Source organism: Pseudoalteromonas arabiensis (genome assembly GCF_001550155.1).
Classification (GTDB): domain Bacteria; phylum Pseudomonadota; class Gammaproteobacteria; order Enterobacterales; family Alteromonadaceae; genus Pseudoalteromonas; species Pseudoalteromonas arabiensis.
In genome coordinates, this window is the sequence record NZ_LRUF01000021.1 from 525,135 (window position 1) to 548,442 (window position 23,308).

20 protein-coding genes and 1 pseudogene are annotated in these 23,308 nt (G+C 40.4%); 12 read left to right on the top strand and 9 right to left on the bottom strand.

The features are described from left to right. Nucleotides 1–19: 19 nt before the first annotated feature. The 3 genes from PAARA_RS12045 to PAARA_RS12055 form a co-directional block, all read right to left on the bottom strand. Nucleotides 20–1,387, bottom strand: a complete 1,368-nt coding sequence (locus tag PAARA_RS12045; RefSeq protein ID WP_062569264.1) for a hypothetical protein — start codon at nt 1,385–1,387, stop codon at nt 20–22. A 109-nt stretch (nt 1,388–1,496) separates the two neighbouring features. Beyond that, the gene (locus PAARA_RS12050; RefSeq protein ID WP_062569265.1) at nt 1,497–4,196 is read right to left on the bottom strand and encodes a TonB-dependent receptor; all 2,700 of its coding nucleotides are present in this window, start codon (nt 4,194–4,196) and stop codon (nt 1,497–1,499) included. Nucleotides 4,197–4,755: 559 nt separating this feature from the next. Continuing rightward, on the bottom strand, nt 4,756–5,166 hold the full coding sequence (locus tag PAARA_RS12055) for a hypothetical protein (protein ID WP_062569266.1): 411 nt from the start codon (nt 5,164–5,166) through the stop codon (nt 4,756–4,758). A gap of 345 nt (nt 5,167–5,511) precedes the next feature. Between PAARA_RS12055 and ccoN the strand changes: the two genes are divergently transcribed. The 11 genes from ccoN to ttcA all read left to right on the top strand — a co-directional run bounded on the left by ccoN (nt 5,512) and on the right by ttcA (nt 15,441). Continuing rightward, nucleotides 5,512–6,945, top strand: a complete 1,434-nt coding sequence (gene ccoN, locus PAARA_RS12060; RefSeq protein WP_062569267.1) for a cytochrome-c oxidase, cbb3-type subunit I — start codon at nt 5,512–5,514, stop codon at nt 6,943–6,945. Between the two features lie 12 nt (nt 6,946–6,957). After that, nucleotides 6,958–7,632, top strand: a complete 675-nt coding sequence (gene ccoO, locus PAARA_RS12065) for a cytochrome-c oxidase, cbb3-type subunit II (protein ID WP_062569268.1) — start codon at nt 6,958–6,960, stop codon at nt 7,630–7,632. A gap of 5 nt (nt 7,633–7,637) precedes the next feature. After that, nucleotides 7,638–7,823, top strand: a complete 186-nt coding sequence (locus PAARA_RS12070) for a cbb3-type cytochrome oxidase subunit 3 (protein WP_062569269.1) — start codon at nt 7,638–7,640, stop codon at nt 7,821–7,823. Then, nucleotides 7,820–8,785: a cytochrome-c oxidase, cbb3-type subunit III gene (gene ccoP / locus PAARA_RS12075; RefSeq protein ID WP_062569270.1), complete on the top strand. Its 966-nt coding sequence runs from the start codon at nt 7,820–7,822 to the stop codon at nt 8,783–8,785. Before PAARA_RS12070 ends, ccoP begins: the two co-directional genes overlap by 4 nt. Nucleotides 8,786–8,935: 150 nt before the next feature. After that, complete coding sequence (locus tag PAARA_RS12080; RefSeq protein ID WP_062569271.1) at nt 8,936–9,427, top strand: FixH family protein; 492 nt, start codon at nt 8,936–8,938, stop codon at nt 9,425–9,427. Between the two features lie 9 nt (nt 9,428–9,436). Then, nucleotides 9,437–11,812 (top strand): heavy metal translocating P-type ATPase, encoded by a 2,376-nt coding sequence (locus tag PAARA_RS12085; RefSeq protein ID WP_062569272.1) that lies wholly within the window; start codon nt 9,437–9,439, stop codon nt 11,810–11,812. After that, on the top strand, nt 11,809–11,976 hold the full coding sequence (gene ccoS / locus PAARA_RS12090) for a cbb3-type cytochrome oxidase assembly protein CcoS (protein WP_036967866.1): 168 nt from the start codon (nt 11,809–11,811) through the stop codon (nt 11,974–11,976). The genes PAARA_RS12085 and ccoS overlap by 4 nt, the downstream gene beginning before the upstream one ends. Further along, entirely contained in the window at nt 11,969–12,640 is a 672-nt protein-coding gene (locus PAARA_RS12095) for a sulfite exporter TauE/SafE family protein (protein WP_062569273.1), read from the top strand. The genes ccoS and PAARA_RS12095 overlap by 8 nt, the downstream gene beginning before the upstream one ends. A gap of 37 nt (nt 12,641–12,677) precedes the next feature. After that, entirely contained in the window at nt 12,678–13,412 is a 735-nt protein-coding gene (locus PAARA_RS12100; RefSeq protein ID WP_062569274.1) for an FNR family transcription factor, read from the top strand. A 101-nt stretch (nt 13,413–13,513) separates the two neighbouring features. Further along, nucleotides 13,514–14,437: a universal stress protein UspE gene (gene uspE / locus PAARA_RS12105; RefSeq protein WP_062569275.1), complete on the top strand. Its 924-nt coding sequence runs from the start codon at nt 13,514–13,516 to the stop codon at nt 14,435–14,437. Between the two features lie 95 nt (nt 14,438–14,532). Next, the gene (gene ttcA, locus PAARA_RS12110; protein WP_062569276.1) at nt 14,533–15,441 is read left to right on the top strand and encodes a tRNA 2-thiocytidine(32) synthetase TtcA; all 909 of its coding nucleotides are present in this window, start codon (nt 14,533–14,535) and stop codon (nt 15,439–15,441) included. Between the two features lie 69 nt (nt 15,442–15,510). On the opposite strand, the gene PAARA_RS12115 is transcribed toward ttcA, so the two are convergent. The 4 genes from PAARA_RS12115 to PAARA_RS12130 form a co-directional block, all read right to left on the bottom strand. Then, a complete protein-coding gene (locus PAARA_RS12115) occupies nt 15,511–16,086 on the bottom strand; it encodes an NAD(P)H-dependent oxidoreductase (RefSeq protein ID WP_062569277.1) in 576 nt (191 codons plus the stop codon). A gap of 46 nt (nt 16,087–16,132) precedes the next feature. After that, entirely contained in the window at nt 16,133–16,492 is a 360-nt protein-coding gene (locus PAARA_RS12120) for a MerR family transcriptional regulator (protein WP_062569278.1), read from the bottom strand. Between the two features lie 170 nt (nt 16,493–16,662). Next, nucleotides 16,663–17,331 carry a DUF2987 domain-containing protein gene (locus PAARA_RS12125; RefSeq protein WP_062569279.1) on the bottom strand — a complete coding sequence of 223 codons (669 nt, stop codon included), beginning with the start codon at nt 17,329–17,331 and terminating at the stop codon, nt 16,663–16,665. Continuing rightward, nucleotides 17,324–18,142: a glucosaminidase domain-containing protein gene (locus tag PAARA_RS12130; protein WP_062569280.1), complete on the bottom strand. Its 819-nt coding sequence runs from the start codon at nt 18,140–18,142 to the stop codon at nt 17,324–17,326. The genes PAARA_RS12125 and PAARA_RS12130 overlap by 8 nt, the downstream gene beginning before the upstream one ends. A 211-nt stretch (nt 18,143–18,353) precedes the next feature. Between PAARA_RS12130 and PAARA_RS12135 the strand changes: the two genes are divergently transcribed. Next, nucleotides 18,354–19,649 (top strand): anti-phage deoxyguanosine triphosphatase, encoded by a 1,296-nt coding sequence (locus PAARA_RS12135; RefSeq protein WP_062569281.1) that lies wholly within the window; start codon nt 18,354–18,356, stop codon nt 19,647–19,649. Between the two features lie 257 nt (nt 19,650–19,906). Here the strand turns inward: PAARA_RS12135 and PAARA_RS12140 are convergent, their stop codons facing one another. Beyond that, nucleotides 19,907–22,075: a prolyl oligopeptidase family serine peptidase gene (locus tag PAARA_RS12140; RefSeq protein WP_062569282.1), complete on the bottom strand. Its 2,169-nt coding sequence runs from the start codon at nt 22,073–22,075 to the stop codon at nt 19,907–19,909. Nucleotides 22,076–22,231: 156 nt separating this feature from the next. After that, nucleotides 22,232–23,233 (bottom strand): annotated as a pseudogene (locus PAARA_RS12145) (branched-chain amino acid aminotransferase); the annotation flags it as partial. Nucleotides 23,234–23,308 lie beyond the last annotated feature (75 nt).

Consider the following 23,308-nt stretch of genomic DNA (forward strand, 5'->3'; position numbering starts at 1 on the left):
TAGGGTAGCTCAAGCTACCCTACTCCTTTTCTTCAACTTGGCTGTAAATTTGTTCTATATTCACTATTTTGCTGCGGTTTAACGTAATTTTATAGCGTTGATACAAGGTTTCTTGCCCACTTTCACTGAACACAAGCACTAAATTTAATTGATATCGCCGCTCAACCGACTGTTTTGATATTTTATTGCTTTCTAAATGATAAAGCTTACCTTCACCCCGTTTTAAGTAACGAGCAAACGGCGCTAAACTAAAGTTAATTGTTTGCTGCAAGCTATCATAACCAGGTAAGAACTTTTTCGCATTAACTTGCGTTTCACTGGCAAAATGTAACCACTGTGCAGCCTGCTTATTTTGGTGGCGACGTTTTGAAAAGATTTTCCTTACCTTCAGAGGAATACGCTTAAAAGAGGTATACTCAAGCCAAATATACTGGCTGGCAATTTTATCCTTAGTAATACTATTCCTAAACTGAAAACGCCACTTTGGACGCCCTCTAACAATAGCACGCCAAATAACCCGTGTGATGTCTTCTTTAAATATCTCACGTAGGCCATAAATAACTCCTAATATCAAAATCAGCGTGGCCGTCACTTCAGTGAAGTTAGAACGCGCATTAAGCACAACAAGCATCACAAAAGCCATGATAACTGCTGTGACTGTGCCTTTAACCATACGCTTTAGGTAACTATTCAAGTAACGCGTATGTCGGCTTAAAATGACGCCATGCTCAATTAAGCGCTGCAATAACCGCATTTTATTAGTAATACGATTGGCATCTTCTAAAGTGGATTGTGAGTTATATTCTTGCTCTTCTCTATAGCTATTTTCCGCTTTACAAAATTGCAGTAGATCGCCCCGCTCTTTTGCATAGTCACTGCTACGTGGCCCCTCGTCTAGTAACTTCAAAAATGACTGTTCAACATGCCAACTTAAATAGTTATCTGCATTTTTATAAAACGGTAACAGCTTTTCATCATCTGGGGTGTAGCGTCTTAACTTTTTCAGAAGACCTTGCGTTTGTTCACAAAGCTCTTGTGCTGCGGGGTAAAATAACTCTGCATCTTTATATTGCAAGGTATCTTTAACATCGGCATTCAGTGCAAGCCTTACTTGGTAGCAATAGAGGTTTAAGTTTTGCCGATAATCTTGCTGCTCACCTTTATTTTTACTGACAAAGCGACTGCGTACTAAAGGTAAGTGAATGTTGTTAGCGTTATAAGCTAAGTGCGATTTAAAATGATTATTAAAATAGGATTCTTCACTGAGTGTTTGCGGGTTCACACTCATTTCATTGGGAATAGAGAAATACAGGTCGAGACGCTGCTCTGAACGTGGGTTAAGCTCAGGCTCAATAATAAAAGATAAGTTTTCGTCTTGTTTAAGCAATATTACCTCGTTTGTTAAAAATACCTCTATAGTTTACGCGTTGATAGACTTTCAGACAATAAAAAAGGCCCAGTAAAAAACTGGGCCTTAGTATTCATTTCAAGCTAGATTAGAACTTAACGTTAATACCAGCGTGGAAACGACGACCTAGTACATCGTATGTGTACGGGTCAGTGTTTGAGTCATTGTTACCTGAGTAGTAAGGTGGCTCTTTATCAAACATGTTGTTAACACCTGCAGATAACGTCACACGGTCAGATACAATGTATGAACCGCTGATATCATGATAAACAACAGATGGTGTTGTAGGCGCTAAACAGCTTGAATCATCGATACATAGGTAGCTATCCATACCAGCGATGTAGCGTGCTTTATATGTTGCATCCCAGCTTTCGCCGCGTGCTGATAACGTGAAGTTAGACTTAAGGTCAGCATAACCACCTGAACCAGAAGTGATAAGGCCAGCGTAATCAACAGTGTCATCAAGAACCGTTACAACGTACTCGTCTAGGTATGTTGTATCAAGTGCCGCTCTCCAGTTAAGACCTGCAGCTTCGAAGCTGTATGTTAAGTTAAGGTCAAAACCAGACGTTTCTTCAGAACCAATGTTTTGTAATTGGTTGTTGAATTTAACACGACCTGTGCTGTCCATGCTGATGTTAGCAGATTGACAAAGTGTCGTATTTGCGTTGTTTGACGTAGCTAAACATTGGTCAACAATGTATTGCTCGTTTACTGATGCAATTGCATTCTCGATTTCAATTTTGTAGTAATCAAGTGTCATGCTGAAACCGTCTAACCACTCTGGGTCATATACGATACCAGCTGTTAGCGTGTCAGCTTCTTCTGGAGTAAGTAGAGAGTTACCACCTACAGTTACTTCAGCTTGGTCTTGAGCACCAGGGAATGTGATTTGCTCGAAAGATGGTGAATTACCTGAGTAAAGCTCATCAACTGTCGGCGCACGGAATGCTGTTGAAACAACGCTACGTAGCATTAATTCATCGTTTGCTTTCCATGTTAAACCTAGTTTCCACGTTTCGTCAGAACCAAATGTGCTGTAATCAAACGCACGGATAGCAGCGCTTAGTTCAACGTTTTGTGCAAATGGTGCATCTGCTAATAATGGTAATGCAAACTCAACATATGCTTCATTTACATCAAAGCCGCCTGCTGTTGGTTCAACTGGAGGATCATTTGCCAAACCTTGTGCTGTTAGAGAATCTGGTGTGTACCATGCTTTCTCTTGACGACGTTCAACACCTGCAGCGAATGCAGCGTAACCAGCTGGCATTTCAAACATTTCGCCTGAAACAGATGCAGCTAGAATAAATAACTGGCTACCACCGTTGTTTACTTCTGTGTAAACATTCTTACGGAAGTCATCAGATACCCATGCAGATTGGTCTAATGGGTTGAAAGTACCTTCAAGAATTTGGTCTTGGATAGCACCCATGTTGTGAAGGTTGCTTAGCTTATCTACTGAGTCGTTACGACCGAAGTTAGCTGAAACGTCCCAAGAGTAATCACCGATGAAACCTTGTGCACCAACAACAGCACGTACAGTATCAACAGATTGTTCGAAGTAACGAGCACCTGTGTCAGACATACGACGACCGTAAGAAATCTTATCACCATATTGGTAGTTTCTTTCTTGAGTCACGTAGCTGCCATCAGCATTTTTATCTAGGTAGCCGTCACCATCAAGGTCAACACGCTCATCATAGCTTTGGCTAAGAAGTGCGTTACCCATGTTTTCAGTGTATTCGAAATCGAACCATACTGGTTGTGGAGCCATTTGTTGCTCTGACCAACGCTTAGTGTATGTGAATTCAGTGAATAACGACGTATCGTCAGATAATTCGTATGTCGCGATACCAGTAAGGTTTAAACGCTCCATTGGCGTGTAAAGGTAGCTAGCTGGTGAGTAGTTGTATGCATCAGCATTGCCATAGCGGTGATAATCACCACCACGACCTGTTACACCGCTGTCGTTGATAAGAGATACTGGCGTATCTTCACCTTTAGCGTTAACAGTTAGGCCTTTCTCGCCATTACCATTCCAAATGTGACCGCCTTCATTGTATGAAGAACCAGTACAGTATAGGCCATTGCTACCTTCAGCCAGAGGACACTCAGAGAAGTCGCGGTCTGCTTGAGAAGCTTTACCACGGTCAGTGTACTGCATACCGATTACGATATTACCTTTGTCAAAAGATGTACCTACAGTGAAGTCAATTGAGTTTTCTGTAGCATCGCCTTCGCCAGTGATCGCAGTGTTTGCGTTCATGTCTAGGCCTTCGAAATCATCTTTAAGGATAATATTTACAACACCTGCTACTGCGTCAGTACCGTATACAGCTGATGCGCCATCTTTAAGTACTTCAACAGAACGGATCATTGAAACTGGGATAGTATTTAAGTCAACAGTCGATGCTGCGCCTGTACCAGAAGCGATCATACGACGACCGTTTACAAGTACTAATGTACGACTAGAACCTAAACCACGTAAATCGATACGTGCGTTACCGCCTGAACCATTATTGATACCAGGGTTAGTCATCGCGCCGCCAGTGGCAGTCATTTTTTGTAATACGCTATCGATGCTTGTTGCACCCATAGCTTTGATGTCATCAGCGCCAATAATTGTTACTGGGCTAGCGTTTTCCATATCAGAACGCTTGATGCGTGAACCAGTAACTTGAATCTTTTCGATTGACTCAGCTGCGTCATCAGCAGCTAAAGCTTGCATGCTTGAGAACATTGGGATAGCTGAAACAACAGCTAAACCAAGAATTGATTTTTTCATGTGAAAACCCTACTTGTTGGAAATTTACCTTTAGTTAGGTAGCGCTCGTTATTATTAGAATCACGAGTCAGCGGGAGGCAACTTAGGCGGGTTTAACTGAATGAAAACTGAATGATAGATTAAATAAAATACAACCTAAATTTTCAGTACCCCTTACAGGTAATAAAGTTTCACGATGTGTCAATGTTAATAATAAAAAACACTTGTATTACATGTAGATAAAAAAGGTGAGACACAAAAAAAATACCAATGAAACTAATTGTATTCACTTTGTAATCAAATGTAATTGCTCAGCAAATATTCCTATCTATGAAATTTTTACAAGTTGATCACACATCATTATAAAAACCGTAATAGGTCAATAAATCTGCTAACCATAGTTATTCACAAAAACTAACTAAATAGATAAAGTTAGCTTACTAATGCATTATTAGGGGATGAATATTGTAATAAGTTCCAACTTTTAACGTTTTTTGTTGAAAAAACTGATGAAACTTTTAAGTGCGGCTATAGATAGTGGAAATAAACTTCTAAACACTTGCTTTTAAAGGAGTTCTTATTAATAACGAGAGTCAAAGTAATAAAATAGACTGTGTGTTTGATCATCCGTATCTATATAAGATACAGTCATTTTCCAAGTCATTACTTTTTCTGAGCATAAACCAACCATGGTATCTGCATACCAGTAATTGGTGCCCTTTTTAAATTGCAAAGGTATGTAACCCATATACATAGTCACCCCTTCAAGTTTCGCTGAACTGATGCTTGCCCCATCAGGAAGCTTTAAATTAATTGTAAATGGGGTTTCAGGAGTAATGTTGGGTGCTGAAAGCCAAACTTCAGTTTTATTAGCAAATAAGCAATGCTCATTATTTTTACAGGTTGCAGATACACTTGGCTCTTCTATACTTTCCCTATCACAAGCAGTGACTAAAAGGCACAAGGTTAGAAGAAGTAGGATGTTTTTCATTTTTATTTGCCTGTAAAAATAAAACGGATACTAGTCAGCCGCGCTATAAAAAACAACTATGTTAAATTGAATGACTTAAAAAAACACAATGGCTGACAAAAAATAACCAACAAAACGTTAAAATTTGATTGATGTCATAATTTTATGCAATTGACCTATCTTTTTAAGGTCAAAAATTTTATCATTTCCATCGCAAAAATAAGGGTTTCTCGAGTTTGTTTTCTGAAGTTAACGTCTTTGGCTAGCTTTAGGTAACACGCTTGTGAAGTAATAGTAGGGCCCGCTTATTTTACAGTAGGTGGGTAATTCATTTCTAAACGCATTAATTGCAGCGGAAGCCAGAAAATGAGCCAAACAGTAGCATCACAAACTGAGTACAACTATAAGGTTGTACGCCAATTCGCTATTATGACAGTGATTTGGGGCATCGTTGGCATGAGTGTTGGGGTTCTGATTGCTGCCCAATTAGCTTGGCCAGCACTTAACTTTGATACACCATGGTTAACATACTCTCGACTACGTCCGTTACATACGAACGCAGTAATTTTCGCATTTGGTACGAGTGCACTTTTTGCGACGTCTTATTACGTCGTACAACGTACGTGTCAAACGCGACTTTTCTCAGATAAACTAGCAGCCTTTACCTTCTGGGGATGGCAACTTGTTATCGTACTAGCAGCGATTACCTTACCTCTAGGTATCACAAGCTCAAAAGAATACGCAGAACTAGAATGGCCAATCGATATTCTTATCGCGGTTGTTTGGGTTACCTATGCGGTTGTATTCTTTGGTACGCTAATCAAACGCAAAGTGTCGCACATTTATGTTGCGAACTGGTTCTACGCTGGTTTCATTATTACTGTCGCTGTATTACACATTGTAAACAGCATGGCAATTCCAGTTTCACTCACTAAATCTTACTCTATCTACGCAGGTGCTGTAGATGCGATGGTTCAGTGGTGGTACGGTCATAACGCTGTTGGTTTCTTATTAACTGCAGGTTTCCTAGGTATGATGTACTACTTCGTACCAAAACAAGCAGGCCGCCCTGTTTACTCATACCGCCTATCGGTCGTTCACTTCTGGGCACTTATCTCTTTATATATTTGGGCTGGTCCTCACCACCTTCATTACACGGCTCTACCTGACTGGACACAAAGCTTAGGTATGGTTATGTCAGTGATCCTATTCGTTCCATCTTGGGGTGGTATGATCAACGGTATCATGACGTTATCAGGTGCTTGGCATAAGCTACGTACTGACCCAGTATTACGTTTCTTAGTTGTTTCTCTTTCTTTCTACGGTATGTCTACGTTTGAAGGCCCGATGATGGCTATCAAGTCAGTTAACGCGCTTTCTCACTACACTGACTGGACTGTAGGTCACGTACACTCAGGTGCACTAGGTTGGGTTGCAATGATTTCTATCGGTGCTATCTATCACCTAATCCCTGCACTATTCTCACAAGGCCGTATGTACAGTGTTAAATTAGTTAACACGCACTTCTGGTTACACACTGTGGGTGTTGTTCTATACATCGTAGCAATGTGGATCTCAGGTGTTATGCAAGGTCTAATGTGGCGTGCAGTAAACTCAGACGGTACGTTAATGTACAGCTTCGTACAATCTTTAGAAGCTTCATACCCGTTCTATATCATGCGTTTCCTAGGCGGTGTATTCATCGTAACAGGTATGCTAATTATGGCTTACAACGTTTATCGTACTGTTGCTGCGAAAAAAGACTCGCTGCAATTAGACGCTGACGCACAATTGGCATAACGGAGTAGAACGATGAGCAATAATAATTCACAAAACAAACACGAAATAGTCGAAAAAAATGTTGGCCTAATGGCTATCTTGACTGTCTTCGCAATCAGCTTTGGTGCACTTGTTGAAATTACTCCACTAATGTTCCAAGACGATACAACTAAACCTGTTGATGGCCTACGCCCTCTTACAGCTTTAGAAATGGAAGGTCGCGACATTTATGTACGTGAGGGTTGTTACAACTGTCACTCACAAATGATTCGTCCATTCCGTGACGAAGTTGAGCGTTACGGTCACTACTCTGTAGCTGGTGAATCAGTATGGGATCACCCATTCCAATGGGGTTCTAAGCGTACTGGTCCGGACCTAGCTCGTGTTGGTGAACGTTATTCAGACGATTGGCATCATGCTCACTTAATGGACCCACGTGCTGTGGTTCCAGAGTCAAATATGCCAGCGTTTCCTTGGTTAGACGAAAACAGAGTCGATACGACCCATACTCTTAAAAAGCTTCAAATATTCCGTGATAGTTTCGGGATCGACAAAGCGAGTAGCCGTTACGACGGTAAAGGTTATGGAAGCGACGAAGAGCTACAAGCTGACATTGCGAAAATTGAAGCCATGAACAATGGTGAAGGCGCAACTGAAATGCAAGCTCTAATCGCTTACTTACAACAGCTTGGCACACACTTGAAGTAATTATTATGGATTACGGAACATACAGAGGCATTTTGACTCTGGTAATTTTAGTACTGTTTATTGTGATTGTTGTATGGGCATACAGCAAGCGTAGCAAAAGTCGTTTTGATGACGCTGCCAATGCCATATTTGAAGATGAAAAAAAACACAACAACACAATCTCTAACGAGGAAAAGGAGTCTGAGAAATGACTAGCTTTTGGAGTATATGGGTTATCGTTTTAACCCTTGCGTGTCTTGCTATCATCTTCGGCCTACTTCTGTGGAACTTAAAAAACTACACAGGTGTTAAAGAAGGTGAGAGCTGTGGTCACGAGTTTGATGGCATTGAAGAGCTAAACAATCCACTACCAAAGTGGTGGACTTACATGTTCTTCGCGACATTTATTTGGTCTGTATACTACCTTGCAGCTTACCCAGGTTTAGGTAACTGGGAAGGTTTAGGTAAGTGGACAAGTTCTAACCAAGGTATCACCTCTTTAGAAGAGTCTAAAAAGGCAACTGAGCAAGCATTAGCTAATGGTGAAAACGTTCAATTAGACCAAGAGTTTATCGCAGCTGATGAGCGTTTCGGCCCTATCTTTGAAGCATTTGCTAAACAAGATATTGAGACACTGGTTAAAGATGAAAAAGCGCTTGAAATTGGTCAACGTTTATTCTCTCAAAACTGTGCGCAATGTCATGGTTCAGATGCACGTGGTGGTCAAGGCTTCCCTAACCTAACGGATAACGATTGGTTGTATGGCGGCACACCAGATAAAATCAAAGAAACACTTCTTCATGGTCGTGTTGCTGCGATGCCACCTTGGGGTGATGCATTAGGTGAGCAAGGCATTAAAGAAATGACAGCTCACGTACTAAGCCTATCTGGCCGTACTGTTAACCAAAAAGACGCTGAAGCAGGTGCAGCTAAGTTTGCAATGTGTGCTGCGTGTCACGGTGCTGACGGTAAAGGTTCAGTAGCTCATAACTTACCATTTGGTGCACCTAACCTCACAGATAACATCTGGTTATATGGTGGTTCTAAACGTGCCGTTGAAGAAACACTTATCAATGGCCGTGCAGGTGTTATGCCAGCATGGAAAGACATTTTAGGTGAAGATAAAGTACACCTGTTAACAGCGTACGTTTACAGCTTGTCACAAGAAAAATAACCACGCGGTTAATAAAATGTATATTCAATTAATCTTTTAATTCAATAGATTAATTAAGATCAAAAAAGCCTCCATCTGGAGGCTTTTTTTTAGTCTTTTGCTTTTAGATCCGATAAAATGCGTACAACGTTTTTAAAGGTAGTAAGTACTATGAACCCCACTCCTTGGTATAAAAATTTTTGGCCTTGGTTTTTAATCTCTTTTCCACTTGCCGCTATCATTGGTTGTGCTGGTCTTATTTACATGGCTATTGGCAACGGGCCCGACATGGTTGTCGATGACTATTATAAAAAAGGCAAAGCTATCAACCTTGAACTCAGTAAATTTAACAAAGCAAAGGCGCTCTATTTGCATGGTGACTTAAATGTGACCGACGACAAAGTCACGTTTGTTTTCACTAAAGGTGATGCGAGTAATGTACATTCTTTAAAAATGTCATTTTACCACCGCACCATTAAAGCAAACGATTTTGATGTTAGCCTGATGAAAAACGCCCATGGCGATTTCACCGCCCTATTAGATGCGCATGTAAATGGTGCTTACACAGTGTTTATTGAACCTATTGATGGTAGTTGGAAACTAAAAGAAGATATTATTCTACCAACTGAAAAAACAATTTCGATTAGCCCTGAATATAAGTAGTAAACTCTGATGTCTGATAATTGCTTTCATTGTCTTGAAAGTGTGCCAAAAGGCTTTAATGCGACTGTCGAAATAGATGGTAAGGCACAACCTATGTGTTGTATTGGCTGCCAAACGGTTGCTGAGAATATCGTCGCCCAAGGCATGACCGATTACTATAAATTCAGAACAGTGCGCTCTGGCAAGGTAGAACAACTTGTACCAGAGCAACTGGAATTAATTAAAAGCTACGATAACGAAGATATTCAAGACGAATTTATTTCAGCCTCCAACGACTTATCTGAGGTGCTTCTCACCGTTGAAGGTATAACGTGTGCGGCATGTGCTTGGTTAATTGAAAAACAGTTACTTAATTTAAAAGCAATTAAGCGCGTGGATGTAAATACATCAACTAATCGTGCCATGATCCAGTGGGATAAATCGGTTACCCCACTTAGCCAAATTATCACCTCGTTACACGAAATCGGCTATAAAGCATATCCGTTTCAGGCTGACTTGGAAGCCAGTCAAAAACAACAAGCCGCAAAAGCGTACATCCGCCGTTTAGGTGTGGCGGGCCTAATGACCATGCAGGTTATGATGTTCGCTTTTGCCATGTATTTTGGCATGTTCTCGGGCATGGAAGAAGACTTTGAACAATACTTTCGATGGATAAGCTTAGTACTTGCATCACCCGTTATCCTATACAGTGCCCTACCATTTTTAACCAATGCCATTAATGGGTTAAAAGCCAAACAGTTGAACATGGACTTACCCGTATCTTTAGCTATTTTTGGTGCTTACGGGGCAAGCTGTTATGCCACTTTAATGTCTGTTGGCGAAGTTTATTTTGAATCTATCTGTATGTTTACCTTCTTATTATTATTAGGTAAATATTTAGAATTTAGAGCCCGTTTAAAAGCCAGTGAGTTCACTGCTAATCTACAAAAATTACTGCCTCTTACCGCCCGTATTATTGATAAAAACAATCAAGAATCGATTATTGCCGCTAAAAAGCTAAAACTAGGTGATATTGTTTTAATTAAAGCCGGTGAAACCATCCCTGCCGATGGTGTCGTAATCAAAGGTAAAACAACTGTTGATGAAGCCATGATGACAGGCGAGCATCAACCTGTTAATAAATTTGTAAGCCATCAAGTTTTCGCTGGCACCATTAACCATGATGGTGTAATCAGTATTGAAATTAACAAAATTGGTCAAAACACACTGCTTAATCAAATTATTAGACTGCAACACACAGCACTAACCAAGCGCCCAAGATTAGTTGAAATCACTGATAAAGTGGCACAGTGGTTTGTTGCTTGTTTATTACTGTTTGCCTCAATAACAGCAATTGGTTGGTATCAAATAGACCCTGAACATGCCTTTTGGATTACTATTTCTGTGCTTGTCGCAACCTGCCCTTGTGCGCTGAGTTTAGCGATTCCAACTGCGCTAACTTGTGCGGTTGCCAGTCTCACTAAACGCGGTATCTTAATTAAACAAGCCCATGTGTTAGAAACGCTACCACAATTAACAGATATCGCCTTTGATAAAACAGGCACCTTAACGCAAGGTCGGTTTACCATAGAGCGAGTTGAAATGGTAAACAGTAGTTATAGTGAAGCAGATGTATTACGCTTAGCCGCTCAACTTGAGAGCTTCTCTGAGCACCCGATTGCCAATGCATTCGCTGGTTATAACGACACTGTGAATCAAATCGAAAATGTTACCATCGAGCCTGGTAAAGGCATTACAGCTGAGCTTAATGATCAACATCTTGCGATAGGTAAAAGTGGTTGGTTTGATACTGACAAAGCGGATGCACAAGCAACGTTATATATCAACAAACAAGTTATTGCTCGTTTTTATTTGGCTGACAGCTTACGTGATAACGCAGAAAAATTGATTACTAAACTTCATTCACAGCAGCTCAAATGCCATATGTTAACGGGCGATGCGTCAAACAGTGGTGAGCGACTCGCAAAGCAGCTAAATCTAGATACCGTGCATGCAGCATGTAGCCCTCGTGATAAACAAACTCATGTTGAAGCACTTGCAGGTAAAGGTGCCATTGTTGCTATGGTGGGTGATGGTGTCAATGACAGCCCTGTATTTGCCAGCGCGCATTTATCTATTGCCATGGAAACAGGGGCTGATATTTCCAAAAATAGTGCAGATGTGGTATTACTCAACAGTGACTTAAATGCAATTGAACACTTGCTCACTGTATCGAAAAAAACGCGTCGAATTGTGAAGCAAAACTTGGCGTTGTCACTCATTTATAATGGTTCGATTTTACCACTGGCTGCTCTTGGCCTCGTTGCACCTTGGATGGCTGTAATTGGTATGTCTGCAAGCTCCATTCTGGTTATTACTAACTCATTAAGGTTATTAAAACTATGAGTATTATCTATATGCTAATCCCTATTGCTATATTATTTGTAATTATTGCAATTGGCGTTTTCTTTTGGGCTGTAAAAAGCGAACAATTTTCTGATTTAAATAAGCAAGGCCACAGCATCTTATTTGAAGACGACAAAGAGCAACATAATAAAAGTAATGATTGACCCCCTATTTATCAGCGCCTTTGTTATGGGTTTGCTCGGGAGTGGGCATTGTCTTGCTATGTGCGGTGGTATAGCAAGCAGTTTACAGCTTGCTGCAAAAAAACAACAAGCTGTCAGTTATTCTGTTGCTTACAATCTTGGCAGAGCGCTAAGTTATATGCTTGCTGGCGCACTAGTCGCTGGGATCAGTAGCAAATTTGCCGCACAAAATTCTCAGTTAGCCATTGTATTATCCTTCCTCAGCGGCCTATTCATGCTACTCGTTGGAATTTACATTATGCGTTTAGCTGCCACTTTACAATGGCTTGAGAAACTTGGAAAAACTCTAATATGGCAGCATTTAGTCAAACTTAATCGCCACCTTTTGCCGGTTAACTCCCTACCAAAAGCATTATTATATGGTGCATTATGGGGCTGGCTTCCTTGTGGCTTGGTTTATTCGGCGTTAACATGGGCATTAACAAGCCCATCAGCAGCACATGGCGCCGGTGTTATGCTCTTTTTTGCACTAGGTACCTTCCCTGCAATGGTCAGTGTTGGGCTTGTTAGCCATAAAATAAACACTTTTTTAAACCATGTTTGGACTAGGGTTATTCTAGGAAGTGTAATAATATGGTACGGTATATACTTATTAATTATAGCAACCGATAAACTCGTTCATTAGTATTCGTGTTGTTAACTTATTTGAATGGATTGGATGTATGGACTTTTCTCAAAACAAGTCAAAAAGCTTATGTACGATTAGCTGCAACAATTGCAGTATCAGTCAGCTATGTTTGCCATTTTCACTCAATGGTCAGGAAATGGATCGACTTGATGAAATTATTGAACGTAAAAAGCCACTCCACAAAGGCGATTACCTTTTCGAGTCTGGAGCAAGCCTTAATGCAATCTATGCAGTACGCTCAGGGTCATTCAAATCTTATACACTCTCTGAGCAGGGTGATGAACAAATAACGGGTTTCCACTTAGCGGGCGATCTTGTTGGCTTTGATGCTATAAATAAAATGGCACATCAAAGCTTCTCACAAGCACTTGAAACCTCTATGGTATGTGAAATTCCATTTGATACCCTTGACGAGTTAGCAGGTAAGCTCCCTAAGCTACGTCAGCAAATTATGCGTTTGATGAGTAACGAAATTAACTATGACCAAGAAATGCTGCTACTACTCAATAAAAAATCTGCTGAAGAACGTTTAGCCAGCTTTATTTTTAATCTCGCTGAGCGTTTTGGCGAACGCGGCTTTTCACGCAAAGAGTTTCGTTTAACCATGACACGCGGAGAAATCGGCAACTATCTGGGTTTAACCGTTGAAACGATTAGTCGTCTACTAAGTCGCTTCCAAAAAGCGGGGCTTATCAAGGTTGAAGGTAAGTTTATTACGATTTTAGATCAACAAGCGCTGGCAACAACTGCTGCTATCAAATGTAAATAGAGTTTGATTTAGCGCAACTTTATCTGGCTTGCCCCTTTAACTGTTCTGAATATAGGTTACACTCAACCTATACTTTTTGCGGAACAGTTAAGGAGCAGCACATGGACGCAATTAAACGAATCCTAGCAGTTATAGACCCAACTAAAGAACACCAACATGGCTTAAGCCGTTCAATTGATTTGGCGAAAAAATCTGGCGCCACCATCACCGCATTCCTCAGTATCTATGATTTTTCTTATGAAATGACCACTATGCTTTCCAGTGATGAGCGAGAAGCCATGCGCGAAGCTGTTATCAAAGATAGGCAAGTCTGGTTAGATGAGCAAATTGCACTCTACCCTGAACTTAGCATAGAGTCGTGTGTTGTTTGGCATAATCGCCCTTACGAAGCGATTATTAATACTGTTATTAATGATGGATTTGATCTTGTCGTCAAAGGCACACATCAGCATGACACTCTAAAATCGGTTATTTTCACTCCCACTGATTGGCACCTTATTCGTAAGTGCCCTGCCCCTGTATTACTCGTTAAAGAAAAAGAGTGGCCGGCTCAGGGCAATATTTTAGCTGCCGTTAATGCCGTAACTGAAAATGAACAACATCTAGAGCTAAATAAACGTATCATCAATGACGCCCGCTTTATTTGTGAACTCGCAAATGCGCAGCTTAATCTTGTTAATGCTTACCCAGCAACGCCGGTAAACATTGCGATTGAAATCCCCGAGTTCAACCCAGGCGTTTATAACGAATCAGTAAAAAAACATCATTTCGAATCAACCTTAGCGCTTGCAAAGAGCTTTTCAATTAGTGAAGAACACTGTCATATTGAAGAAGGTTTACCTGAAGATGTTATTCCTGATGTTGCCGCTAAGCTCAACAGCGAATTAGTGGTTATTGGTACGGTAGGACGCACAGGTTTGAGCGCCGCACTGGTTGGTAACACAGCCGAGCATGTAATTGATAGTCTTGATTGCGATGTATTAGCATTGAAACCTGATGGCTACATCAGTCCCCTTGCAAAATAATTAACCGTGCAAAGGGTAACTAACAATTGTTGTTTCTCCGCGCTTCCAATATAATACTCCCCTTTATTTTACCCATGTATTTTTAAGGGGGCGTAGTGTCTCACTCAGTAGAAGCTAAAGCGCAATATAACTTTAATAAGTTACAAAAACGCTTACGTCGATTAACCGGCCAAGCCGTGATGGACTTTAATATGATCGAAGAAGGCGATCGTATCATGGTGTGTTTATCAGGTGGTAAAGACAGCTACACCCTATTGGATACTCTGCAACATTTGCAACGCGTTGCGCCAATTAAGTTTGACTTATTTGCAGTCAATCTTGATCAGAAGCAACCAGGTTTTCCTGAGCATGTGTTACCCGAATACCTAGACAAGCTTGGTATTGAATACAAAATAGTAGAAGAAGACACCTACAGTATTGTCACCGATATTATTCCTGAAGGTAAAACAACCTGCTCGCTTTGCTCGCGCCTTCGTCGTGGTATTTTATATCGCACAGCAAAAGAAATGGGGGCAACCAAAATAGCCTTAGGTCATCATCGTGATGACATGATTGAAACGCTTTTCTTAAACATGTTCTATGGCGGTAAATTAAAGAGCATGCCTGCTAAATTAATGAGTGATAATGGCGAGCACATGGTTATTCGCCCACTTGCTTATTGTAAAGAAACTGATATTGAAAAATATGCAGACCGTATGGCGTTTCCTATCATTCCTTGTAACCTGTGTGGTTCACAAGAAAATTTACAGCGTAAGCACACTAAAGCAATGCTTGCAGAGTGGAATAAACAACACCCAGGCCGCATTGAAAGTATTTTTACAGCAATGCAAAACGTTGTACCGTCACACTTAGCTGACAATGCCTTATTTAACTTTAAAGACCTTCAAACCGGTGGTGACGTAATTGATGGCGGTGATATCGCTCTAGATAAGCCTGATATCCCGAAACAACCTGCGCTTGAACAAGAGCAGGAAAATAACGTAGTAACAATTAATTTAAGCTAACCAGCTCTATTCAATATGCTAAAAAGGAGAGTCATTCGCTCTCCTTTTTAATTTTAGAACACAAATAGTCTAATTAACTTTCGCTCCTAATTGAGCTGCTTTGTTAAGCCACGCTTTTCTTTTATCACTACTAGAGTTTATAACGGGCCCAAAGTATGTGGTGACTTTATTTTTAATCCCTGAAAAGTCTAAAATACAATGTTTAAAGTTCTTATAGATAACATTTCCTTGAATGTATTTATACCAAAAGACAGGGGTATCTAACGTTACTAGCAACTCGGATGTACGCCCTTTTAATAACTTTTGCGGTATAGATTTACCCTCAACATATTTAAACGAAAACCCTGGTAAAAAAACTCTATCAATCGCCCCTTTAAACTTAGCAGGCATTGTTCCCCACCAAACAGGGCTAACTATCACAATATGTTCGGCCCAAAGGATTTTCTTTTGCAGATCGGCTAAACAAGGCTCTAACTCAATTACTTCATCGTAGCCTTCTGCTAAATTTATTGCGAAATTCAAGTCACCAATATGAACTTGTTTCACATCGTGTTTTTTTATGGCAACAGCGGCATACTGCTCTGCTAAAGATTTACACAAGCTCATTGATTTTGGGTTCGCATTAATTACTAATATTCTTTTCATACACTTACATATCCATTTACAGTAAGGATACAGTGTAAACTCTCACCTAAGGGTGAGAGTCAAGTTCTTGAATACACTTATCAATTGAAATTCGATAATTTTTAATACGCTGTCTTTGGAGTTCAAGCTGCTTTATATTTTCTTCGACTAGAGCTTGCTTTTGAATGAGGTAATGGCTGACTGCCTGCCAATCAAAATCCTCATTTTCTCCCTTTAAAGCAACCATATCTGACAAGGCAACACCTAGAGTTTGAGCCTCTTTTATTAATTTGATTAGATGAATATTCTCTTGGCTATAAACTCGATACTTGCCTCGGCGAGAAACAGTCAGTAGCCCAACTGATTCATAAAGTCTTATCGCTCTTTGTGTTGCCCCTGTCAGTTTTGACGCCTCATTGATATACATTCGAACTTCCTTATTCATCAAATCAATTTATATAACACGCTTTATTGTATTTATGTGAGCGTGTTAACTATCAACATCTGTCATATTAAATACTTAAAGAGTAATTTGAAATCAATAAAAAAGGACCTGTTAAGATCCTTTTTTTGAAAAGCTAACTATGCTGGCAAATATTATTTCGCAATCCAAGGAGTTGCACTTAATAACGCTCCATTATTACTAAGACGAGTTTCATCCTCCTCCCAGTCGTCAGTAACATTAATAAAACAGCGATTTTCTTTACAGCTAACTCCTGCTGCTGACATTGCATCTGTGCTATCAAACTTCAACACAACGCCTTTTTGTTCAGGTAACAGGAACCACATTAGTTTGCTCACAAAAAACCCTGAAAGGTCGGAGAGTAGTTCATCAAATTCTTGGTCAAGAGCAAATAGATTCGCTTTTGTTAATGCGAACTCATCCAGTTGTGTTGCCTCAATCTGTAACTTAAGCTGACAATCATGTTTAGGATTCATAGGCTGTACCACAATCACAGCTTTGTCAGTATCTAACTGTTTATCAAAAGGCAGTAAAAGCTGCGCTTGATCAGTATAAGTTAGATCAAACTCTTGGTGCTCTGTAATGATTTTTCCTGATTTAATGGTACATACTTCGTTAGTCGCAATATCAGTTAAATAGAAATTCACTTGTGCATATTGAAACTCACCTTTATTAACCACTTTTAAGCGGTCATAAAAACCATCGTAGGCTACAACAAACTCACTCGCCGCGACCTTAAAACTTGAAAAGCTCAAAGCCGCAACAGCACCAATTACTTTCAACCATGAAACCGTTTTATTCATCAAAGTATGCTCTGTTTTGATTAATCATTGTGTTTAATTCTTCTATGTACGCTTCACCACGCTCAGAGTATGACATCAACCCGTGTGTTAGCTTCGTCGCTTCAATAGGTTTTTGCTGACGTCGTAAGTCTTCGCGAATTGAGCGCAAATCTGAATACGCTGCGTGGGTATTAATATTTTTAAAATAAGAACTGACTGCTGCACGCACAGACTTAAATGCAGTAACTTCGTGTGCGGCTTCATTTGCACGGCGTCGAGGAACCATGCCACAGCCCTTTTTGTAGCACCACTGGCCAAAAAAGTTTAAGCCAATTCTTGCAAAGCGAGATGTTCCCCAAGCTGACTCATTTGCAGCCTGCATAAGTGCAAGTTCTTTGGGTATGATATCAACACGCCGTAATGCTTGCGTAAGTGATAAAACATCCAGTGAGCTAGGTAACTTGTAGCTGGCTAAGATTTTTTTAATATCTTGTTTTTGCTTGTTAGATAAAGGCTCATTAAACTCAAGCATCATGCGGGCAATTTCTAACGTTGCACGTTGCTGTAAAATCTTTTTATTTTCAGCTTCAATGTGCGGACGAATAAAATCAAAAAAAGCATGCTTTTTTTCTTTTACATCTGTAAAGCTCGAAAAGTCAGGCAGCTTTACATTATGTAAAGGTTTCTCTTTTTTTTGTACACGTTGTGTTCCTTTTTTTGTGCTGTCTGATTGTTCTACGCCTTCAACAACATGGTCTGTATTTATAAATGGATAAAGTAATGCCCAAGTAAAGAAAGCAGTAAGTAAGCCTCGAAAAAGGTATTTAAACATGTATTCTCTCAAGTAAACAACAACTCTGTGCGGCAACGTCACACACATATAAAAGCGAATTATATCAAAGGGTATTTTTTTTGGCGAATTTCACTAAAAAGGTTATTTAATAGCCTTACATTTTATGTCGAGCTTCAAGTAATTAGCTCGCATTTTTCAAGTGCTTGCGTATACTAAAAGGCATCTGAGCGAGTAATTATAAGGTTATTTTATGTGCCAATATTGGCAAGCCCGTATCATTGATCAACAAAAATATCGCCCAAATGATAACCGTTCTGCGTGGCAAGTAGACAGATCACGTATTATACACGCAGCCGCATTTAGGCGTTTACAAGCAAAAACGCAAATAATGGGCATTGGCCTTAATGATTTTTACCGAACTCGCCTGACACACTCTCTAGAAGTTGCGCAAATTGGCAGTGGCCTACTTAGACATTTAAAAACGCAACACGCTAATTTTAAACATTTTCCCAGTGCAAGTTTACTTGAAACTCTATGTTTAGCTCATGATATAGGCCATCCCCCTTTTGGACATGGTGGGGAAATAGCACTTAACTATATGATGCGTGAAAATGGTGGATTTGAAGGCAATGCGCAAACATTAAGAATCGTCTCAAAACTGGAACCATATAGTAATGGTTACGGTATGAACTTAACACGCCGCACTTTACTCGGATTTATCAAATACCCAGCGTTTATTGATGATTTATGGCATACCATTCCGCCTTTAAGTGGAAAAAGAAGCTTTATAAAAGCGGATCATTGGCGCCCTGCTAAAGGCTTATACAAAGATGATCAAGATGTATTTAACTGGATAATCGCCCCGCTTTCAGGCGATGATAAAAAGCTTTTGTCTAGTCATTACCAAGCCGATGAATTTAGAGCTAGAACCCATTATAAATCACTCGACGCTGCAATCATGGAGTTGGCTGATGACATTGCCTATGCCGTGCATGATCTCGAAGATGCCATAGCAACAGAAGTGCTTACCCTGTCAGATTGGCTCAACCACGCTCAACAACAATTAGACGCTCTTAATTCACCTTGGTTAAATGGGCATTTAAACTCGATAACCAAACGGCTATTTTCAGAATATGAGTACGAGCGAAAAGACGCCATTGGAGAGTTGGTTAACACCTTTATTATTAATGCTCAGTTGGTGGTTCAAAACGCTGATTTTGAGTCTGAAATATTGCAGTACACGGTCAGCTTACCTGATGAATTCGCAGCCATTCTTAATGTTTTAAAGCATTTTGTGTTTAAGCGTTTAATTCGTGAACCCAAAATGCAGCAAGTTGAATTTAAAGGACAAAATTTATTGATTGAGCTATTCAGTGCGTTTGCCAGTGATCCTATGCGTCTACTGCCCGAAACAACCCAAGAAATGTGGTTGAGTGCCCATGACAAACAAGAAAACTCAATGCGCATTATTTGCGATTATTTATCGGGAATGAGTGACGAGTACGCATATAAAACCTATCAGCGATTATTTCTTCCTGTTAGTTAATCATTGTGTGTTTAGAAGTTGGTCTAACCTTGAGTAATTAGAACTGAATGACAAATTTTTCACGCATTAAATGAACATGGATTGCAATAAAGCTTCAACGATACTTAATGCCATATTAGCTCACTCCCCAATGAGCTACGGCGCTGACACTCTTCCCGACCCATTACACAAAGAGCGCGACGTTAGTATTAAAGCTGCCTGAAAACAACAACGCCGAGCAATTGCTCGGCGTTGTATTTAGCCTCGTTATCTTTTTACTAAAGACTCTTTACACCCATATTATAAAGTGTGAAACCATAGATATCAGCGTACATATCAATAACCTTACTAGTAGGAGTACCCGCTCCATGTCCTGCATTTGTCTCTATTCGAATCAGGTACGGGTTTTGTTTCGCACCTTTTTCTTGTAACTCAGCAGCAAACTTAAATGAATGCGCAGGCACAACACGGTCATCATGATCCCCTGTTGTCACTAAAGTCGCAGGATAACTTACACCCGCTTTAACATTGTGAACAGGCGAGTAGCCTTTTAAGTAATCAAACATTTCCTTACTTTGCTCACTCGTGCCATAGTCGTAGGCCCAACCAGCACCGGCTGTAAAGGTGTGGTAACGCAGCATATCTAATACGCCCACGGCAGGAAGCGCAACTTTAAATAGCTCAGGACGCTGAGTCATAACCGCACCGACTAATAAGCCACCGTTAGAACCACCACGCACCGCTAAGTAATCAGGTGAGCTGTATTGCTTTTCGTTTAAGTACTCTGCAGCAGCAATAAAGTCATCAAATACATTTTGCTTCTTAAGTTGTGTACCATTCACATGCCACGCTTTACCGTATTCACCACCACCACGAATATTCGCTACCGCATACACACCACCGTGCTCAAGCCATGCCGCAACCGTAGGACTGTAGCTTGGTGTTAGGCTTACGTTAAAGCCACCATAACCATATAAAATAGTTGGGTTTTTACCGTTAAGCTCGGTGCCTTTTTTGTATGAGATAATCATCGGCACTTTAGTGCCATCTTTTGATGTATAGAATACTTGTTCAGAAATATAGTCTTCGCTATTAAATTTAGCGCCCGACTTGCGATACACATCAGACTTGCCTGATTCAACATCAAACGAATAGGTATTACCTGGCGTGGTGTAATTTGTGAATGAGTAATACAATGTTTGTGCATCGTGCTTACCGCTAAAGCCGTATGCAGTGCCCACACCTGGTAAGCTGATATCGCGCACCAGTTTACCTGATTTATCGTATTGTTTTACTTGCGAAATCGCATCAACCATATACTTAGCAAAGAAGTAGTCACCGCCTTTTGAAATACTAAGCACATTGTCAGTTTCTGGGATTAAATCTTGCCAATTTTCAGGGCGTGGATCAGCGGCATCAACAGTCACTACACGCATATTTGGTGCGTTTAAGTTAGTCACTAAATAGAGTTTCGAGCCGTCATTATCAATAATAGAAGTATCTGATTCTGTGTTATCCAAAATCGTCACTAATTCGCTATCAGACTTAGTTAAATCTTTTATAAACAGTTTATTACCTGATGTTGAAGTACTTGCAGCGATAATTAAATAACGATTATCACGGGTTACCTCTGCGCCAATATAACGGTGCTTTTGTGCTTCAGTTCCACCATAAATTAATTGGTCATCAGCTTGTGCTGTACCTAATTTGTGATAATAAACTTTATGTTGATCTGTTTTGGCAGACAGCTCACTTCCTTTTGGCTTATCGTAGCTCGAATAATAGAAACCTTCGTTACCAAGCCAAGCAATACCACTAAATTTCACATCGACTAACGCTTCTTCAATTGGCTGTTTTGTCGCTGTATCAATAATGATAATTTTACGCCAGTCACTGCCGCCTTCAGAGATTTGATAAGCTGCTAACGTACCGTCTTCTGTGAAGGTTAAGCCCGACATTGAGGTTGTGCCGTCGCTACTAAAAGTATTTGGGTCTAAGAACACCTCAGCTTCTGAGTCGCCTTTTTTGCGATACACCACATATTGATTTTGCAGACCATCGTTTTTATAAAAGTAGGTATACTCACCCTCTTCAAATGGTGCTGTGACTTTTTCATAGTTCATCAGCTTTTCAAGCGTGGTTTTAAGCTCATCACGATAAGGAATATTTTTTAAATAAGAAAACGTGACGTCATTTTCAGCTTTGACCCATTGTGCTGTTTCGTCGCTCATATCGTCTTCTAACCAACGATACGGATCGGCCACTTTTTCACCGAAGTACTCATCGACAACAGTGCCTTTTTTAGTTTCTGGATAATTCACAGCAGCTTTTACCTCTGCAGTTTTTACCTCTGCAGTTTTTACAGTTTGTTCTGTATTTTTTGGGGTTGATTCACCACACCCCGCCAGTGCAACAACAATCGCACATGCAAGCGTTTTCTTGATCATAATAGGTTTACTTGTTAGTCATTATTAACAAAATGAAAATAAAGTTAATACCCATTAATGTCTAGTAATTTGCGCCTAAACACGGGTAGAGCTGTAAACCAATGTAAAAACAAAAAAGCCACGCAATTTACGTGGCTTTCCATATTTACTGCGCAATTATACTTTTGTTAACCAGCCGTGTTTATCCGCTGATTTACCCCATTGAATATCATTCAATGCTTGGCGTAATTTTGCGACTTTTTCGCCAGGTTCGCCCGAACCCACTTTAAACTCTTGGTCATTATGAATAAGCGTGCCAACCGACGTCAATACCGCAGCGGTACCCGATAATGCAGCTTCAGTGCCTGGTTTAGCGGCTCTTTCAAGCAACTCAGACACAGTAAAATTACGCTCAGATACTGTCATACCTAAATCTTTAGCAATCGTTAAAATACTATTACGCGTTACACCGTGTAAGAATGTGCTATCAAGTGCTTTTGTGATGATTTCATCCCCATCAATTAGAATGAAGTTTGCAGCACCGGTTTCTTGTACATCGCCACCTGGGCAGAATAAAATTTGGTCTGCTTGGTGCTCAGAGCGAGCCTGTAAGATTGGACCTAATGCACTTGCGTAGTTACCACCACTTTTCACCATACCCATATGTGGCGCACAGCGCATGCCATCTTCTTCAAGTAATACACGGAGTGCCGTTGCGCCACCAGCAAAGTAGTCACCCACTGGCGAAAGTAATACATAAAGCAATGAACTCATTGACGGCGCAGCCGCTTTACCAATTGCGGCTTCTGTCCCAATGTGCGTAGGGCGAATATACATAGACCCCGGAGGGGTCGGTGTTTCGTCTGCATACTCTTTTACAATGTCTTTAATCATTTGCTCAAGCATGCTTTCGTCAAAGTCAGGTAAGTTTAGTAACTTAGAGCTTTGTTTCATACGCGCGATGTTAGCATCCATACGAAAGATATAGACCGTGCCATCTTCATGACGAAATGCTTTTAATCCTTCAAAACAGGTGCTTGAGTAATGTAATACGTGAGCACCCGCATGTAATTCGATTTTATCAGATGGGACCAGCGCGCTTTCACTCCATGAGTTATCAGCAAAACGTGCTTGGATCATTTGTGGCATAAATACAGTACCAAATGCGGCCATTGTTGTTCTCTCTTGTTTGGACTACTTTTACCTCATTGTAAGCTAATCCATCCCCGTTTAACCATAGCAAACTAGTGCCTT

Bases quoted from the DNA above. Each gene is read 5' to 3' on its own strand.
- ccoS (WP_036967866.1), top strand. From the start codon at position 11,809: ATGAGTATTATCTATATGCTAATCCCTATTGCTATATTATTTGTAATT.
- PAARA_RS12140 (WP_062569282.1), bottom strand. From the start codon at position 22,075: ATGATCAAGAAAACGCTTGCATGTGCGATTGTTGTTGCACTGGCGGGG.
- ccoO (WP_062569268.1), top strand. From the start codon at position 6,958: ATGAGCAATAATAATTCACAAAACAAACACGAAATAGTCGAAAAAAAT.
- PAARA_RS12055 (WP_062569266.1), bottom strand. From the start codon at position 5,166: ATGAAAAACATCCTACTTCTTCTAACCTTGTGCCTTTTAGTCACTGCT.
- PAARA_RS12125 (WP_062569279.1), bottom strand. From the start codon at position 17,331: ATGAATAAAACGGTTTCATGGTTGAAAGTAATTGGTGCTGTTGCGGCT.
- ccoN (WP_062569267.1), top strand. From the start codon at position 5,512: ATGAGCCAAACAGTAGCATCACAAACTGAGTACAACTATAAGGTTGTA.
- PAARA_RS12095 (WP_062569273.1), top strand. From the start codon at position 11,969: ATGATTGACCCCCTATTTATCAGCGCCTTTGTTATGGGTTTGCTCGGG.
- PAARA_RS12070 (WP_062569269.1), top strand. From the start codon at position 7,638: ATGGATTACGGAACATACAGAGGCATTTTGACTCTGGTAATTTTAGTA.
- PAARA_RS12135 (WP_062569281.1), top strand. From the start codon at position 18,354: ATGTGCCAATATTGGCAAGCCCGTATCATTGATCAACAAAAATATCGC.
- PAARA_RS12085 (WP_062569272.1), top strand. From the start codon at position 9,437: ATGTCTGATAATTGCTTTCATTGTCTTGAAAGTGTGCCAAAAGGCTTT.
- uspE (WP_062569275.1), top strand. From the start codon at position 13,514: ATGGACGCAATTAAACGAATCCTAGCAGTTATAGACCCAACTAAAGAA.
- PAARA_RS12100 (WP_062569274.1), top strand. From the start codon at position 12,678: ATGGACTTTTCTCAAAACAAGTCAAAAAGCTTATGTACGATTAGCTGC.
- PAARA_RS12130 (WP_062569280.1), bottom strand. From the start codon at position 18,142: ATGTTTAAATACCTTTTTCGAGGCTTACTTACTGCTTTCTTTACTTGG.
- PAARA_RS12120 (WP_062569278.1), bottom strand. From the start codon at position 16,492: ATGTATATCAATGAGGCGTCAAAACTGACAGGGGCAACACAAAGAGCG.
- ccoP (WP_062569270.1), top strand. From the start codon at position 7,820: ATGACTAGCTTTTGGAGTATATGGGTTATCGTTTTAACCCTTGCGTGT.
- PAARA_RS12115 (WP_062569277.1), bottom strand. From the start codon at position 16,086: ATGAAAAGAATATTAGTAATTAATGCGAACCCAAAATCAATGAGCTTG.
- PAARA_RS12080 (WP_062569271.1), top strand. From the start codon at position 8,936: ATGAACCCCACTCCTTGGTATAAAAATTTTTGGCCTTGGTTTTTAATC.
- PAARA_RS12050 (WP_062569265.1), bottom strand. From the start codon at position 4,196: ATGAAAAAATCAATTCTTGGTTTAGCTGTTGTTTCAGCTATCCCAATG.